14 protein-coding genes are annotated in these 15410 nt (G+C 69.4%); 3 read left to right on the top strand and 11 right to left on the bottom strand.

Going from position 1 to position 15410, the window contains the following annotated elements; all coding sequences use genetic code 11:
- Nucleotides 1–18: 18 nt before the first annotated feature.
- The 6 genes from ACFYOP_RS07095 to ACFYOP_RS07120 form a co-directional block, all read right to left on the bottom strand.
- Nucleotides 19–282, bottom strand: coding sequence for a GlsB/YeaQ/YmgE family stress response membrane protein (locus ACFYOP_RS07095; protein ID WP_356899226.1), 264 nt, complete (start codon nt 280–282; stop codon nt 19–21).
- A gap of 81 nt (nt 283–363) precedes the next feature.
- Nucleotides 364–1353: a sporulation protein gene (locus ACFYOP_RS07100; protein WP_356899225.1), complete on the bottom strand. Its 990-nt coding sequence runs from the start codon at nt 1351–1353 to the stop codon at nt 364–366.
- An 83-nt stretch (nt 1354–1436) separates the two neighbouring features.
- Nucleotides 1437–1655, bottom strand: a complete 219-nt coding sequence (locus ACFYOP_RS07105; protein ID WP_356899224.1) for a hypothetical protein — start codon at nt 1653–1655, stop codon at nt 1437–1439.
- Nucleotides 1656–1796: 141 nt separating this feature from the next.
- Nucleotides 1797–2849 (bottom strand): sodium:calcium antiporter, encoded by a 1053-nt coding sequence (locus ACFYOP_RS07110; protein WP_388451012.1) that lies wholly within the window; start codon nt 2847–2849, stop codon nt 1797–1799.
- A gap of 478 nt (nt 2850–3327) precedes the next feature.
- Nucleotides 3328–4479 (bottom strand): alpha/beta fold hydrolase, encoded by a 1152-nt coding sequence (locus tag ACFYOP_RS07115; protein ID WP_356899223.1) that lies wholly within the window; start codon nt 4477–4479, stop codon nt 3328–3330.
- Nucleotides 4476–5399, bottom strand: coding sequence for a zinc-binding dehydrogenase (locus ACFYOP_RS07120; RefSeq protein ID WP_356899222.1), 924 nt, complete (start codon nt 5397–5399; stop codon nt 4476–4478). The genes ACFYOP_RS07115 and ACFYOP_RS07120 overlap by 4 nt, the downstream gene beginning before the upstream one ends.
- An 89-nt stretch (nt 5400–5488) precedes the next feature.
- Here ACFYOP_RS07120 and ACFYOP_RS07125 point away from each other — a divergent pair, with 89 nt between their 5' ends.
- Nucleotides 5489–6442, top strand: a complete 954-nt coding sequence (locus tag ACFYOP_RS07125; RefSeq protein ID WP_356899221.1) for a LysR family transcriptional regulator — start codon at nt 5489–5491, stop codon at nt 6440–6442.
- A gap of 413 nt (nt 6443–6855) precedes the next feature.
- Here ACFYOP_RS07125 and ACFYOP_RS07130 read toward each other — a convergent pair whose 3' ends face one another.
- The 3 genes from ACFYOP_RS07130 to ACFYOP_RS07140 form a co-directional block, all read right to left on the bottom strand.
- Nucleotides 6856–8934 carry a restriction endonuclease gene (locus ACFYOP_RS07130; RefSeq protein WP_356899220.1) on the bottom strand — a complete coding sequence of 693 codons (2079 nt, stop codon included), beginning with the start codon at nt 8932–8934 and terminating at the stop codon, nt 6856–6858.
- 703 nt (nt 8935–9637) lie between these two features.
- Entirely contained in the window at nt 9638–10327 is a 690-nt protein-coding gene (locus ACFYOP_RS07135) for a hypothetical protein (protein ID WP_356899219.1), read from the bottom strand.
- Between the two features lie 569 nt (nt 10328–10896).
- Nucleotides 10897–11208: a hypothetical protein gene (locus ACFYOP_RS07140; protein ID WP_356899218.1), complete on the bottom strand. Its 312-nt coding sequence runs from the start codon at nt 11206–11208 to the stop codon at nt 10897–10899.
- 440 nt (nt 11209–11648) lie between these two features.
- Between ACFYOP_RS07140 and ACFYOP_RS07145 the strand changes: the two genes are divergently transcribed.
- Nucleotides 11649–12338 carry a hypothetical protein gene (locus tag ACFYOP_RS07145; protein WP_356899217.1) on the top strand — a complete coding sequence of 230 codons (690 nt, stop codon included), beginning with the start codon at nt 11649–11651 and terminating at the stop codon, nt 12336–12338.
- Between the two features lie 6 nt (nt 12339–12344).
- Here ACFYOP_RS07145 and ACFYOP_RS07150 read toward each other — a convergent pair whose 3' ends face one another.
- Both ACFYOP_RS07150 and ACFYOP_RS07155 read right to left on the bottom strand, forming a co-directional pair.
- Nucleotides 12345–12920, bottom strand: coding sequence for a hypothetical protein (locus tag ACFYOP_RS07150; protein ID WP_356899216.1), 576 nt, complete (start codon nt 12918–12920; stop codon nt 12345–12347).
- Between the two features lie 643 nt (nt 12921–13563).
- Nucleotides 13564–14685, bottom strand: a complete 1122-nt coding sequence (locus ACFYOP_RS07155; RefSeq protein WP_356899215.1) for a toll/interleukin-1 receptor domain-containing protein — start codon at nt 14683–14685, stop codon at nt 13564–13566.
- A gap of 296 nt (nt 14686–14981) precedes the next feature.
- Between ACFYOP_RS07155 and ACFYOP_RS07160 the strand changes: the two genes are divergently transcribed.
- The gene (locus ACFYOP_RS07160; protein ID WP_356899214.1) at nt 14982–15164 is read left to right on the top strand and encodes a hypothetical protein; all 183 of its coding nucleotides are present in this window, start codon (nt 14982–14984) and stop codon (nt 15162–15164) included.
- Nucleotides 15165–15410 lie beyond the last annotated feature (246 nt).

A 15410-nucleotide genomic window follows, 5' to 3' on the forward strand; every position in this document is an offset into this window, starting at 1 on the left:
GGTGGCCGACACAGGCCCTCAGCGAGGGGCCTTGAACCGTTCGAGCGCGGCCACTCCCGTGGCGGCGAGCGCGATCTGGACGAGCCATTCGATCCAGTCGACGCCCTTGGTGTCCGCGACGCCGATGGCCGCGGCGAGAGCGGTGCCGATGAACGCCGCGACGATACCGACGGCGATGGTCCAGAGCACGCCGATCCGCTGCCGGCCCGGCAGGACGAGCCTGCCGAGTACGCCGATGACGATGCCGATCACGATCGCGCTGATGATGCCGCTGATTTCCATGGTCCTCCTTCCCTGGTTGCCGTTCCTTCGTCTGCCCCAGGACGGGGCCGCCACGCAGGGGCTGTCCCGGGGCGGGCCGGCTCAGCCCTCGCCGTCCTCCGCCTCGCCGTCCTCTGCCTCGGCGTCCTCCTCTTCGCCCTCGAAGAAGTCGCCCGCCTCGTCCACGGCTTCGGCCGCGACCAGCCCGCCCGCGACCCCGGCCGCCAGACCCGCCGCGCCGGCCGCGACGGCGGTTCCCGCGCCGGGACCGGGCCGTTGGCCGTGGCCGTGGCCGTACGAGGAGTGGGGCCCGTACGCCGAACGGTGCTCGACGAGCCGCCGCACCCAGCTCTCCACCTCGGCGTTCCAGTCGGTGTCCGCCACGCCGTGCAGGGCGACCGTGCAGCGGGTCAGCGCGTCGTGGCCGTCGGAGTACGGGCCGCTCCGCTTGTCGGCCTCCAGGACGACCTCCATGCCGCCGGCGGTCGCGAGGAAGGTCAGCTCGATCTCGTTGACGACGTGCGCGTACCGCGGCGGGGGCGTCAGCTCGATCTCCTGGTAGAAGGGCAGTTGCTGCCCGGTGCCGCCGATGCGGCCGTACTCGAGATCGGCGGACCTGAACCCGAAACCGGTCTGCCCGAACGCTTCGAGAATCGCCTCCTGGACGGGAAGCGGCGCCACGGAGAGGGCGTCGAGGTCGCCCTTGTCCCTGGCGCCGGCGATTTCGAGTTCGGTGCGTACGCCGAGGACGATGCCGAGCGGCTGACCGTGCAGCACGCTGATCGGGGTCTCCCAGGGGAGAGCCGCCGTGAACGGCACGCTGAGCTCCTCGCCTCCGGCGAGACGGAAGCCGCCCCCGACGCGGAACCGTTCGAAGACGACGACGCCGTCGTGCTCCCCGTCCTCGGTCTCCGCCTCGACGCGGGCCACCAGCTCCAGCCCGACGGCCTCGACGGCGAAGTCCGCGGTGCCGCCCCTGAGGTGGACTTCGCCGGTGAGGCTGCCGCCCGGCAGCACCGCCCCGGACGTGAGGACCGTGTCGACGGCCGGGCCGCCGACGCCGATCGAGCCGAGCAGGCGTGTGAACACCATCGTGGCGCTTACTCCTTCGTGATGCCTGCGACTGCCGCGCGATGCCGGGGTGCCGCCCCTTGACCGGGGCGGCGTCCCGGTGACTAGGAGGCCGCTTCGAGGGCGGCCAGCGCCTGCGCCCAGCGGACGTACTTGAGGTCGGCGAGGTCCGCCACGGTCTCGACGCCGAACGCCTCCTTGAGGAGTTCGCCGTCCCGGTCCGACACCCCCTTGAGCGCGGCGACGGGCGCGGCGAGCACATCGGCGAGCGGCTTGTCCGCCCACGCCTTGTCCAGCACCTTGGTCAGATCCATCGACGTCACAACAACCTCCTGCGAAGGGGCACTTCCTCTACATGCATGTAGAAGCATAGGGGCGGGCGTGCGCCGCGAGGGACGAAACCCGGCCCTTCACAAGGGGAGTGGCGCAAACCGCCCGCGTCGTCCGGACGCCTCCCCGGGAGGTCAGAAGGCGAGAACGCCGACCGTGGCGAGATAGATGGTCAGCAGCAGGACGCCGTCGAATCCCACCCCCAGCCAGCCGGTCCGCTGGCGCACCAGCAGGCCGCCGAGAAGGACGGCGGTCATCACCAGCGCGCCGCTGGTGAGGAACAACTGGGCGGGGGTGGCGGTGTGGAAGAGCGATCCGCCCCGGTACGCGATGTCGCCCACGACCAGGTTGAGCGCGTCGAGGCAGTTCCCGCCGATGATGGCCGCGATGGCCAGCGTGACGGCGCCGCGGCGTACGGCGGCGATGGACGTGACCGTCTCCGGCAGCGCGTTGACCAGTCCCATGAACACCGCGCCGACCAGCCCCGCACTCAGACCGGACCCCGCCACGATGCCCTCTGCGGCGCGCGCCACCGCCCAGCCGCCGACCATCACGAGCAGCGCGGCGGCGGCGAACTCCGTCCACAGCCGCCGGGTGCTGCGGCCGGCCAGCTCGTCGTCGCCGTCCTCCTCTGCGGGGACGTCCGCCAGCGTCTCCTTGGTGGGGACCGCCTGCCACATGGGCGCACCCTGCCCGCGGACGAGCCACAGGCCGCCCCCGTACAGGGCCACCAGGGCGACCGACGCCGGATGCACTCCCAGGACGGTCACCTCGGGACTGAACGTGGCCATCAGCGCGATGCCCAGCAGCACGATGAGCAGGCAGCCGAACATCATGTTCCGCAGCGAGGCGGCGGCATGTTCCAGGTTGGCCTGCCGGTGGAACACGTCGGCCACCGCGATCGCCACGGTCTGCGCGGCGATGCCGCCCACGGCGTTGCCGTAGGCGAGCTGCGGCTGGTCCGCGGCCGCGCTGACCGCCGTCATCACGACCCCCGACAGGGACGTGACCACCCCGAACAGCACGGCGCCGAAGAACGCCTCGCCCCACCCGGTCCGGTCGGCCAGTGTGTCCCCCACGCCCGCCAGCCGGACGCTGCACACGACGGTGACACCAGTGGCCAGAAGGAAGACGCCGACGCTCCACCCCAACGGCCAGAGCTCGTCCAGGAATGCGGGCACGGTCACCTTTCACGCGGTACGGGGAGACGGCGGCGTCGTACGGCTGCCCCGCCGTGGCCCGGGCATGTCTCCCGCTTCGCCGTGGAGGTTCTCCCGCCGGTCAGCGTAGTGACGCGGGGCGCCCGGACCCGGGTACGGCACGGGCGTGATCGGCCGGCCGGACAACGCCGGCGGCGACCGAGGCGACGCGGCTGCGCCGGGGGTCCGCCAGCACGACGCAGCCGAGCGCCACCCCGACCGTCGGCAGCACCACGGCCACCGTCAGGACCGGCCGGCGAGTACGCCCCACCGAACCCCAATCAGCCGATGGAAGCGCATGAAGCCTCGCGGGGAGAACAGAACCGGGCGGTCGCACACGGTGCCCGCGGCCGGCCGGGCAGCCGGCAGGATCAGTCGGCGTCGGTCGTGTCCACCGTGCCGGAGATCCTGCCGCCGACCTCGCCGAGCCGGTCGCGGTCCCGGCCGGCTCGCCCACCTGCCGTGATCAGGACGGTTCTGTCGGTGCGGCGGTTCCGGTGAGTGCTGCGACCAGCCAGTCGGCGGTGGCGGGCAGCCAGTCGGGCCGGGCGTTGCCGAGGAGATGGTCGCCGTGCGGGACGAGCAGGAACTCGCCGCGCGGCGCGAGGCGGGCCAGCGGCTCTCCGTTGGTCATGCCGGGGATCACGTCACAGCCGCCGTCAACGACCAGGAGCGGGCATTCGATACGCGGTGCCTGCGCGGACAGGTCGACGTGACGGACGAAGTCGCGGGCCGCCTCACGTCCTCCGGCACGCCGGGTGAGGACGTCCCGCACGAAGGGCGGGGCGGCGTCCCAGTCGAGGTGGAAGGGGCCGCTCACGGCGGCGGCAGCGGCCACGCGAGGCTCGTTGGCGGCGCTCTCCGCGACGTAGTAGCCGCCCAGGCTGAGCCCGATGAGCCCGACCCGGTCGGCCCCGAGCGCGTCGACGACCTGGCCGATCACCTGGTGGTAGTCCGGCCGCACGGTGGTGGTGGGCGCGAGTACGCCCTGGCCGGGCCCGTCCATCGTGAACACGGCCATGCCCCTGCGCAGCAGGGCCCGGGTGACGTCGTGGAACTCCTCCTTGCTGGAGTCCAGGCCGGGGACGACGACCACCGTGGCCGGCGCGTCGGCGGGGCCGCGCAGCCAGCCGGTGAAGGCCGGCCCCTCGACCCTGCGGGCGTCCGGCTCCAGAAGGGCCAGCGCGCGGCCCATGGCACGGTCCGCCTCCGCCTCGGCCAGGGCCTGGTCCGGATGCGGCTCCAGCGCGGCGATGTGGAACCAGCGTGCCGCCACCTCGTAGTGCTCGCCCGCCGATACGGGCGAAGCGGCCCGCTGCGCGCGGGCGACATGCTGCTGTGCGGCACGGACGAATGCCTCGTACCAGCCGTCGACGGACGCCGGCCCGGCGGTGACGCGGCGGTACTCGTGCGGGTCGAGCCCGGCTCCGGTGGCGCGCGTCAGCTGGGACTCGGCGTATGCGGCGGCCTCGGCCGCGATGGCGGCGGCTTCGGCGGCTTCCGCGGCGATGGCGGCGGCCTCGGCGGCTTCGGGGGCGAACACGGCGGCCCCAGGGGTGAACGCGGCGCCTCCGGGCGTGAACGCGGCGGCCTCGGGGGTGGATCCGGCGGCGCTCATCGCGCTGTTCCCGTGGTGAGGACGGCCTTGCCGCGAATCCGGCGCTCCCGCAGGTCGACCAGTGTCTGTGTGGTCTTCCGCCAGTCGGCGACGCGACCGATCTCCGGATGCAGCCGCCCGTCGTCCACCAGCCGCACCAGAGTGGTCAGGTCGGGGCCGTAGGGCGCACCGGCGTAATGGAAGTGGCGGATCGTGGCCCCTTCCGGACCGGCGAGGAGGCCGAAGAAGTCGAGAGTCACCGGCGTACGGCTCGCCTGACCGAACCAGACCAGCGTGCCGCCCGGCGTCAACTTCGACAGAGCGACCGGCAGGTCGGTGCCGCCGGTGGATTCCAGCACCACGTCGAACGGGCCCTGTGCTTCGGCCACTTGATGTACGACCGCTGCCGCCCCGAGCTCACGCAGCCGCTCGCCGCGGGACGGCGTGGCGGTCACCACGGTGACCGCCGCTCCCGCGGCCGCCGCCAGTTCGGTGACGTAGTGGCCCACGCCGCCCGAGGCGCCGGTCAGCAGGATCCGCCCGCCCGTCACGCTGCCGGCCGTACGGAGCAGCCGGAGCGCCGTGATCCCGGCCAGCGGCAGGGCCGCGGCCCGGACGGCGTCGACGCCGTCGGGCAGTACCGCGAGCGAGTGCGTGGGCACCGCCGCGTACTCGGCCCAGCCGCCCTGCGGGGGGTGTCCCACCACTCGGGCGCCGATGGACGGACCGGAGCCGTCGGCCGCGGCCTGCACCACCAGGCCGGCGACGTCCTTGCCGGGAAGCAGCCCCGGGCCCGGCTGCTCCAGGAGGAACGTCTCGCCCCGGTTCGGCGCGAACGCCTCGACCCTGATCAATGCCTCGTCCGGCTCCGGAACGGGCTGGGAAGCCTCTGCGAAGGCGACCGGACGCGCCGGATCGCCGGTGGGGATCAGTCTCTGCATGCGGTTCATGAAACGGGCGGCGATGTCGGGCAATCCAACAAGGGAACGGAAACGCCGACAACCATCGGTTGTCACCTATGGTGAGAGGCGTGGATCTCGACCTGGCGCACGTTCGCGCCTTTGTCCTCGCCGCACAGGAGCTGCACTTCGGCCGGGCGGCCGAGGCGCTGTCGATCTCACAGCAGGGCCTGTCCAAGCGGATCGCGCGGCTGGAGTCCCGGCTCGGCACCGAGCTGTTCCGGCGCAGCGGCCAGGGGGTACGGCTCACCGACGCCGGGCATCGCTTCCTCGCACCGGCCCGGCAGACGCTGGCCGCCGCGGACCAGGCCCTGGCCGCGGTGCGGGACGAACGCCGTCCGCTGCGGGTCGACGTGTGGGGCCACCTGTACGCGCCGATGCGGTCGCTGGCTCAAGTGGCCGAGCGCAGCGCGGAGTTGTCCATGGAACTCGGACACGGTCGCGACCTCCCGTCGGTGGCTTCTGCCCTGCTGCACGGTGACATCGACGCGGGCTTCGGGCGGGTCCATCCGCCACTGCCCGCCGGGCTGACGCATCGTCTGGTGCGCCTCGAGCCGGTGGACGTCGTCCTCGGCGCGGACCATCCGCTGGCGGCCGAGCCCGCGCTGCGGCCCGAACAGCTGCGGGACAGTGTGCTGTGGGCCCCCGGCGCCCTGGACCGGCTCGACTTCCTGCGCCGCTTCGCCGAACGGTTCGGCATCCGCGACCACGCCGAGGGCCCCAATCTGGGCCTCGACCACTTCCTCTCCAGCATGTCCGCCGACCCGGGCCGCTTCTCACTGATGCCGGCCGACGTGCCGCTTCCCCGTATACCCGGTGTCCGGTCCGTACCGCTGGTGGACCCCACCCCGCTGTACGCCTGGGCACTCCTGTGGCGCGACAACGGCGGGCATCCTCGACTGCGCGACCTGGTCGCCGCGTTCATGGCAGAAGCCGGCCGCAACCGCTGGCTCGAGTACGACCCGGCCCACGACTGGCTCCCCGAACCCCACGCCACCACTCCTGGCGGCGCCACGGGGAGGTGATCGATACCGGCGCACGTCGGCCATGAGACGGCGTCGGTGCCGGCCCGCGTGGTGACGGCGGGGCGGCGGCGCGGGCTCACGGGCGTGTTCGCGGTGGTAGACGTCCCATCCGCCGAAGCCCTTGTTCACGAGCACGCCGAGCCCTGCCGGAGCGATCGAGCCGCAGACCTCGCATTCCTCATCCCTCCGATTGGGCCGCATCGCGGAGGCGTCCGAGGTGGTGCCGTCCGTGTCGGTACCGGCGCATCGGCCGGGTGGTGGACCACCCAGCCGCCCCACACGCTGCCGGAGCAGCACGCCGGCCCCGGCCACGACGTCCGCCCCGCACCGGACGCAGCGGCCTGCGTACCGGTTGGTCCCTGCGGGCGTGTTCACTGCCTCACCTCGATGCCGGCCCCGGCCCCGCAAGGGCGTCAAGCCACCTCGATGCCGTACTCCCGGACCAGTTCCTCCAAGCCGCCCCGGTATCCCTTGCCTCCGGTGACGAACTCCCAGTCGCCGTTCGCGCGGCGACGGAAGGACCCCAGTACGAGCGCGGTCTCGCCGGTGCGGCCGTCGGAGACCGCCAGCCGGCCGAGTTGGGTCCCCTCGAAGTCGAGCAGCCGAATCCCGGCGCCGGCGAACCCGGACAGGTCGGCCGCGGGGTTGGCGACGGGATCGACCGCGGCGATGACGACCAGGCGGTCGGCTCGCGTCGGCAGGGCGTCGAAAGAGACCTGGATGGCGGCTCTGTCCGGTGCGACGGGGGCGAGCGCGCGGACCGTTCCGCCGGGTGTCCGAGGGTTGTTGAAGAAGACGAAGTGGTCGTCGTCCAGCACCCGGCTGCCCTGGCAGACGAGCGCGCACACGTCCAAGGCGACGCTGCCCGACCAGTACATGCCCAATATGTTGTGGTCGTCCGTGCCGATCTCGCTGTCCGGCGCCGTCCGCCGGGCGGGCACCGGGCGTTCGCCGCTGCCCAGGCGTCCGCGCAATCCGTGGCGGTGCAGCAGATCGACCAGCTCGGGCCCTGCCACCAGTTCCAAGGGCTTGCCGTTGGCGAAGGTGTGCGAGCCGGGGCCGAACCCGGACGTGGTGACCAGCACGCCCTTGTTGGCGCCGGCGTCCTGGACGGTGCCGTACAAATCGCGGACAGCCGTCGGCGGCACGGTGCTGCGGTAGCGCTTGACCTGTACGACGATCTTGCCGCCGCGAATCGGCGTCGGGTCCAGCGCATCGACGTCCACGCCGCCGTCGTTCGAGCGCTGTGTGGTCACCGCCTGCATGCCCATGGCGCGGAACAAATCTGCGACCAGCGCTTCGAAGGCGACGGGATCCATCTCGTACAGATCCGGCTCGTCGTCTCCTCCATGGGTGACGACACCATTGCCGACGTCTTCGGGCGCCCGTCCGGGCCGCACGGGCGCGTACTGGTCGGGACGCGACGACAACTGTCCCCGGAGTCCGTCCACCAGGCAGTTGACGGCGTTCACCTGTTCCAGGTGCAACGTGGCGAAAGTCGAACGCGCAGCCATGACCGTGCCGAGGAACATGGGGGTCCGTCTGCCGGTCGTCGGGTCGTGGTCGTCCACAAACCCGTTCAGCGCGACCGATTCCAGCGCACCGAACTCGTCGGCCGCGAAAAGATCACGCAGCACCAACAGGAGACACTGCGCGAGTACGTCCCTGTACAGGGCCCGGCGCTGGGCGGCCGGTCGGGGCGACTCCTTCTCCTCATCGGCGTTGACCATGTAGCGCACCGACTTCGCTTCCGGGACGACGTCGTACTTGGGCAGCTCCCAGTTCAGGACCAACTGGCGCGCACCGGAGTCGTACGCCGCGGACAACTGACGGGGCAGGTCGTCCGGCCATCCTGTCGAGGCGTAGAGGGCAGCGGAGAAGTACTCCACCGCGGCCTCCGGATCTCCGTTGCGAAGCCCCGCCGTCATCTCCGCGATGCCGGCGTTGTGCCGACGGATTTCGGCCAGCCGGGCATCGGCCCACTGCTGGTACTGCGTCCGGTAGGCGGCCAGCTGGTGCTGACGCTGTGCTTCCGCAGCCTGTGCGCTCTGCCAGTCACGCTCGAACCTGGACCGGGCCTCCGCCTGTGCCTGGGCTCGCCGTGTGGCGGTCCAACCACCCTGCGGCTGGTACCGGTTCGGGTCCGGCATGGGGACCGGCTGTGCGAGCTGTCCGGGGGAGAAGGCCTCGATCTGTTCCGCTCGACCCAGTGCAGCGGCCCTGAATGCCGGAGCCCGGCACCCTGTCGCCAACAGACTCCGCAACGACTCGACGCGCGCGTCGAGTTCTTCCGTCCGCCGCCGGGCCTCCGCCTCGCGCTGCTCCCGGTACGCCGCCCTCTGCTCACGATGGCTGCGTGCGAGGTCTCGCTGGTAGGTCCGTTGTCGCCTCTCCTGATCTCGTTGGTACCTGGCTTCGGCCTCATATCGACGTTGCTGTTGGCGCTGCGCCTCGGCCCAGACACCGACCAACCCATTGGAGCGACGGCTCATGCTCTACAGGCCCTCCCCACCAGCGGCTCGGCATGCGTGCACCAAGTCCCGGCCCGATAACCAGCAGTGATGAGCCGACTCTAGTGGGCAACCAACCGCACGCCCATGCCCTGGCCTTCTTTGTCTTGCTGTTCCCATCAAGTTCCCAGCCTGAGGGCATGGGGACGGTCTTCGAGAGGTGGCAGAGGCATCTACGCAGGTTCGTCGTCCAGCCCGGTTCCATTGAGCACCGCAGATGCTTTGGGAAGGGCGGCAGGCTCGCTCCCTTGGCCCGGGAGTTGAGCAAGTGGCCGTTTCCACAGGTCAGTTGAGTGACTCTCTCCTGTGCCAAGGTCCGCATGTGGCCTTGGGGCCGCCCTGGCTGAGCGCCTCCGGGCTGCCCGGCCTCCCCGCGCCGCCGCGCTGCCCGTCGCCCCGCCGCCCGGCAGCGGCCCGTCCGCCACAGCCCTGGAACGCCTCATGGTCGACACCGCCACACGCGCCGCCCGTCGCCTGGAAGGCGACATCACGAGTCTGTACCGCCCCAGGGACGCCGTACACATCGCCGCGAGCACCCCCCAGACCCGAGTGGTTCCACCACCTGATCCAGAACTCCGGCACCAAACCAACCGCTTTCATCGGCCTCACCCGCGCCTGGCGCCGGCGGCCCACGCGCGTCACCGTCGCGGAACAACCCCACAGCCAGCAGTCGTGTGAACGCTGGCTACCGGCGGCCGGTGAGGAGCGCGCCGAGGCGGTCGCCGATGACGGAGACACCGGGGCGGGGTTCGTTCGCGTAGTACGAGGGCTTGCGTCGGCGCATCAGCGCCTCGCCGTGCTCGGACCAGGTGAATCCGGGCTTCCGCAGCAGTTTCCGGAACACCGCGTCGGCTGTCTTCGGGTGGGCGGCGGCCAGTCGGCGGATCGGCAGTGGCGCGATCGACTCCTCGCGCAGGTACGCGCGCAACAGGTCCTGGTACTGCCTGCGGCCCGCGAGAGCCGGGTCCGCGAAGAGCTCCCGCAGCATTCCGTAGTCCGCGTAGAAGTTGAGCCCGTCGACCTCGTCGTAGATGACACCGATGCTGTCCGAGTCCGCCAGTTCTCCCGGTAGCTCGAAGAAGGGCAGGTCCAGGCCGGGTAGCCGGCTGCCTCGGGCACGGTCGGGCTGTGCGGCGACGGCGGCCTCTTGGCGGTGGCGGTAGTAGGCGTTGAGGAGGTCCTCGCCTTCGGCAGGTGGAAGGATCAGTTCGTCGCCGCCGCAGAACTCGACGAACGCGGCCCGGTCCTCCCGCATCCGCTGCCATCCCTGCTCGAGCTTTTCGGGATTGCGGAAAACCAGTTCGGGCCGACTGGTGGCCAGGTGGAGAGCGGCCTGGGCGATCTGGGTGGCGCTGGACTTCGGGTAGCTCGTCATCGCCCCGGATACCAGCCACGCCCCGCCGGCCGAGTGGACTGGTACCAGGCAGGTGTGGAGGAAGCCCCCCCTCGGACACTCCACGGAACGCCGCCCGACCGACATTCGAGTACGTGCGGTACTCCAGGTCGTCGACCAAATTCAGCAGGACGACGGCATCCCCTTCCCTACGCTGGACCTCGAAGATGCCCTCCACCGCGTCCCGCCAGCCGAGCAGCACCTCCCGGTCGACTGCGGTCAAGCCCTTCCGTCCAGCGACGAACCGGTCCACCACGGTCGAACCGTCCGGCAGGCGGTAGCGCAGGATGAAGTGGTCGATGAGCCGGATCGCCTCGCCCTCGTCCAGCTCCCCCTCAGGCCCTGCCGCCTCAAGAAGGAGGGGCGTCAACCACCGGTCAAAGCGGGTGCTCTGCCCGAAGGCGACCAGCTGCCCTTTCAACTCGGCACTGCGCTCGATGAGGTCGGTCAGCGACGGTTCGCCGCCGCCCTGATGCGTGCCCTGTACGGCGTCAGCCACGTTCAGCCCTCCCAGACAAGCCGGTTCCGCGTGAGGTGTGGGGTGCCCTACCTCAGCCGGCCCAGTGACGGTACGCCTCGATCCACTCCGCGCCATCGGGTGCCGGGCTGGGCAACGGCAGCTCCAGGATTCCGATCGATTGCCGCATGCCGCCGCGAGAGCACAGGGCGACGATCTTTCCCTCCAGCGTGAGGTCGAGGCCGTCCACGGTTACCTCGACGCCGAGAACCGCGGTGGTGAAGGGCAGGCCGAGGTGCTCCTCAAGCATGGTGAACAGGCCGGTCAGCTGCTCGTCGTCGTTGTAGGCGTCGACAGTCGCCTCTTCGATCATGGCCTCAAGCTCGGCCGTGTCCAACCCGCCCATGGGGCAACACTAGCGACCCTCCGGGTGACACCGGGCGGCAACGGTGCCACTGGTACCCCACCCCGGCACGACGAGGGCGAATGGTGGCCTGCGGCACCGGCCGACACCAACCTCGTCGCGGCACTCACCACGGTCTGGGCGTAACGCTTCAGTCACTGACCTGAACGAGACGCGACCGCCACCGCGAGTCGCCAAGTGAACCGTCCGGACAGGGAGCCGGGAGGCACAAGTTCACGTCGGTCATGAACTGACCGAGGGAGAAGGTGGCCTTGACCGGAGACTCGATGTGGATCACGCCGTTCGCGTCGTGCGCCTCCGTCCCCGTTCTGCTACAGCTGCCGCCGCCGCTCTACTCGCGGCCGTTCTGACCGCCGGCACAGGCGGTTCCGGTGACGGCACCACAGGCTCGGAGACGTCCCACGCACGAGGGCGTCATCGCCGTGGCGGACGACGGCTCCTCCCAGCGGGTCAGCGACACCGCCGACTGCATGGGCTTCACCATCGCCGGGCCCAAGACGTTCCTCGGCAGCAGTCACCCCGCCGAAGGCAGCGGCGACCACGCCAACCGCGGCCTGATCAAGAGCACCGACGCAGGCAAGACCTGGAAGACCCTCCCCCGCGGCGGCGAAGTCGACTTCCATGCCCTGGACTACGCACAACACCATCTACGGCTGCGACAACACCGGCTTGGCCTCCTACGCGTCAGCAAGGACGGCAAGACCCGGGACAAGCGCGCCGAACTCGCCGCCCTCGACATCGCCGTCAGCCCCAACGAACCGGACATCGTGCTGGCCACCACCCAAAACGGCATAGCCAAGAGCACAAACGGCGGCAAGAGCTTCAGCGGCGGTGCCGAGCCGGTGATGGCCTACCTCGCGTGGACGAAACCGGACGCGCTGTACGGCCTCGACCCCACCGGCGCGCTGCACCGCAGCACCGACGGCGGCGCCACCTGGGCCCTCTCCTGCGGCGGCACGGCGGTAAGACCTTCACCCAACGCCTGCCGGTCACCCACAGGTCAGCAGACTGGGAATGAGCGTGAGCTGAGGCTCTCCGGGACGCCGGTAATGGTGGAGGTTATGTTCCCGGTACAGGGTCGGTGGCTGCGACCGGCTCAGTCGCCGTGGTGACACGGTTCAGTCGCCGTGGTAGAGGCGAACTGGATCGATCAGCTGGATGGCGGGGTCGTTCTCGGCGAGGTGGCGCAGTTCGTCGGTGAAGCCGGTGCCGCTGTAGCACTGCAGCCGGGTGACCTCGGTGGCGGTGCCGCGCGCGGTGAGGAGAGCACGGATGTGCTGGAGACGTTCGAGGTGTCCCTTTCCCATGACGTCGTGCCATTTGGCTTCGCCGATGGCGAGTAGTGTTTCGCGGCCGCTGTCGGTCTCGCCATGGACTGCGACGTCGACTTCGTGGCTGGTCTTTGCGGCAGGATCGTTGACGGTCCCGCTGGCGACCCTTGTGACCTGCCCGCCGTGGGTTGCGGGGGATGCGTGCCAGCGGGCCCATGCGCGGCAGACCTGTTCGAAGTGCGGGCCGACAACCTTGCTGCGGAAGGTGGACCGGGCGCGGCGCCAGACGGCGGGGGCGCGTCCGGGGCGTTCCAGATCGCCCCAGGCGGGGCGCATGACCGCGTGGTAGAAGGCGATGAGAGGTTCGGCGATGCGGTAGGCGGAGCGGTTGCGGCGGAAGGCGTCGGCCTCGTGGGTGATCATGCCGACGTCCTGGAGGACGCTGAGCGGGTGGGCGAGGTCGGTGGACTTGCGGCCGAGGTAGTCGGCGATGCCGCCGCGTGCGGTAGGGAACCTGCTCCGTTGACACCCTGGTACTCAGTAACCCGCAGGACTCGCGGCCCGCGATGCGCGCATGTCGCCGCCGCCCACGTCGTGCTCTGCGTCGCCCAGGAAGCAGCTCGTCAGCCCCGGTAGCTGGTCACCGAATCGGGCGAAGGTTCGCAAAACCGGATCGCGTCGTCGGTGTGGAGTTATCCCAGAGTCACCCATCGTGTCGTTCCCACCAGGTTCCCATCTGGGATGAAAGCGACCCTCCGCGGAACTCGCGGAGGGTCGACATGGCCCATTACCTGGCACTTTCTCGTGCCCCCGGCAGGATTCGAACCTGCGACACCCGCTTTAGGAGTTCGATCCAGCCTCGGCGTGATGGAGGCCCGCCCTGCGCACGGATGCCTCTTGAGGCTGTCGATGGACGCCGCTGTCTATGGCCGTTGATGTCAGCGTTGGATGTCGACGGACGCAACTCTCGCGTTGGGCGCTTCCAGAGGGACCGACAGACCCGCCGACCGATGTTCTCGGTTGGGGGAGAAGAAGGCCTCCCGTCTGCATGACTTCCTGGCCTCCCTCAGTCACCCGTGTCGGGCCCTTCGAGTTCGTCGATCATCCGCCCCCACTCTTCGATGACGGTCTGCCCATCGACCACTTGCTGTACCGCACTCTGAATTGAGTTCATCAGCGGGCGCAGGGCTCGGCTGCCGGAGGCCATGACCTTCGCCCCCTCACTGAGACCCTGCAATTTCGGCACAGCCTCCCGAGCCGCCACAATCATTTCCATGAGTTGACTAAAGAATTCGCGTGCCGATTCCTCTTCTTCTCGGGTTACCTCACCTTCGCCGATCATGCGAATCATTGTGATGATTCCTGGGTCGATTCTGGAGAGCTCCGCAGAGTACCTCCCTCCGAGTTCGGTCAGCTTGCTGACTGGTTCACTCAAGCCTGCGGCCAGCTCATGGGTCACACGCAATCGACCTGCGAAACCTCCACCGCGGACATCGGATAGCTGCATCAAGTCCGCAGAGTCTTGCGTCGTCTTATTAAGGGACTCCAGAACCCCTACGAACTCTTGCACCGTCTCCGCCCATTCAGGGAGCGCGGCTTCCATTTCTGCAAGCGAGTCAAGAAAGCCGGGCTGTTCGATCTCAGAATCACTGGAAGGTATTGCGATGGGGGCGGCGGCAGGTGGTGTTTCCAGAATCCCCTTCAAGCGCAGAGCGAGCTGATTGACTGCTTGTCGATACCTTGGAGAGTCTTCATCCTCTAGTCGAAGTTCACGCCAATCCACCCACTGGCGACGCGAGATTAGCTGAACAACCTCGTCACTCGAGTTTTCTTCAGTCAATTGAGGGACGTTGACATAGTGAATTGGAAGGATCAGGTCATCGAGTCCAAGACTCATGGCGTGACTACTAAATGTAATAATTTCGCGGCGGCATTCCTGACTCTTTAGAAACTTTGGAGTGATGATTGGAATGAGGAAGGTTGTACTGGTGAGAGCGGAATCAAGGCGCGCGTGCCACTGCTCGCCCCAGGCGATTGAGGCGTTGTCCACGAACACATGGAGTTCGTCGCCAGTTGTGATCTCGAATGCGTGTGCGATGGCCTCGGAGAGGCGTCGAATGCGCCCCCCGTCCAACTGGTCGTCGCGGTGGGTGTAACTCCAAAACCCGGCGGGTCCAATGGCGTTCATGGTGCGCACCTTATGGGACGCTCGGTGATCCAATTGGGATTATCGTCAAAGTCAGTGGAGTTTTCATGCCCGGGTCAAGAGTGGCCGTCCATCGTCTGGTGCACTTGTTTGGAAGACCATGGATGCGGATGGCTTCTGAGCTGGGGGTTCTCTGACCTGCGCGCCACCGGCTGAACGACCGCTGTTCCCGTGGTTCCCCGCTGCCGCGGTTCACACCGGGCACGCTTCGGGCACGTACATGGTGGCCGCCCCACCAGCTCTCCTATGCTGCCCAGGTCGGGCTGACTGGGGGCACCATGCACGGACGAACCATTCTGATCGCCGGTGGCTGCATCGCCATCGGTGCGGCCTGCGTCGCGTTCCTGCACTTCGCTGTGCCCAGCGTCCCCCTGGCGCTCGCTGTCCTCATCGGGTTCTGGCCCAGTCTGCTGATCCTGGTCCGGCAGCACTTGCGGGGTACATCTCACGACCGGGACTGACCCACCGAGGTCGGTGGAGCGGCTTTGGGCGGGAGCTGCCATGGGGCGAGAGATCGGGGCCCGTACGCTGGTCAGCGAAATCGGGCAGTCTGTGGACCTGCCCGGTAATAGCCCGATGTGGGCCCCGATCTTCGAGGCTCGCCCCATGGTGGCTGCCTAAAGCCGTGGAGCCGACCGCCCCAGCCACAGCGGGCTACCGTCCACGGCATCAGGTGTGCTCGCTCTAGCCGCGCGGCCGGCGGAGCC

This window comes from Streptomyces sp. NPDC006294 (assembly GCF_042870895.1).
Lineage (GTDB): Bacteria > Actinomycetota > Actinomycetes > Streptomycetales > Streptomycetaceae > Streptomyces.

What these genes read in the sequence shown, in the direction of transcription:
- ACFYOP_RS07095 (WP_356899226.1), bottom strand. Translation starts at nt 282, where the DNA reads ATGGAAATCAGCGGCATCATCAGCGCGATCGTGATCGGCATCGTCATC.
- ACFYOP_RS07100 (WP_356899225.1), bottom strand. Translation starts at nt 1,353, where the DNA reads ATGGTGTTCACACGCCTGCTCGGCTCGATCGGCGTCGGCGGCCCGGCC.
- ACFYOP_RS07115 (WP_356899223.1), bottom strand. Translation starts at nt 4,479, where the DNA reads ATGAGCGCCGCCGGATCCACCCCCGAGGCCGCCGCGTTCACGCCCGGA.
- ACFYOP_RS07120 (WP_356899222.1), bottom strand. Translation starts at nt 5,399, where the DNA reads ATGCAGAGACTGATCCCCACCGGCGATCCGGCGCGTCCGGTCGCCTTC.
- ACFYOP_RS07130 (WP_356899220.1), bottom strand. Translation starts at nt 8,934, where the DNA reads ATGAGCCGTCGCTCCAATGGGTTGGTCGGTGTCTGGGCCGAGGCGCAG.
- ACFYOP_RS07135 (WP_356899219.1), bottom strand. Translation starts at nt 10,327, where the DNA reads ATGACGAGCTACCCGAAGTCCAGCGCCACCCAGATCGCCCAGGCCGCT.
- ACFYOP_RS07140 (WP_356899218.1), bottom strand. Translation starts at nt 11,208, where the DNA reads ATGGGCGGGTTGGACACGGCCGAGCTTGAGGCCATGATCGAAGAGGCG.
- ACFYOP_RS07150 (WP_356899216.1), bottom strand. Translation starts at nt 12,920, where the DNA reads ATGATCACCCACGAGGCCGACGCCTTCCGCCGCAACCGCTCCGCCTAC.
- ACFYOP_RS07155 (WP_356899215.1), bottom strand. Translation starts at nt 14,685, where the DNA reads ATGAACGCCATTGGACCCGCCGGGTTTTGGAGTTACACCCACCGCGAC.
- ACFYOP_RS07160 (WP_356899214.1), top strand. Translation starts at nt 14,982, where the DNA reads ATGCACGGACGAACCATTCTGATCGCCGGTGGCTGCATCGCCATCGGT.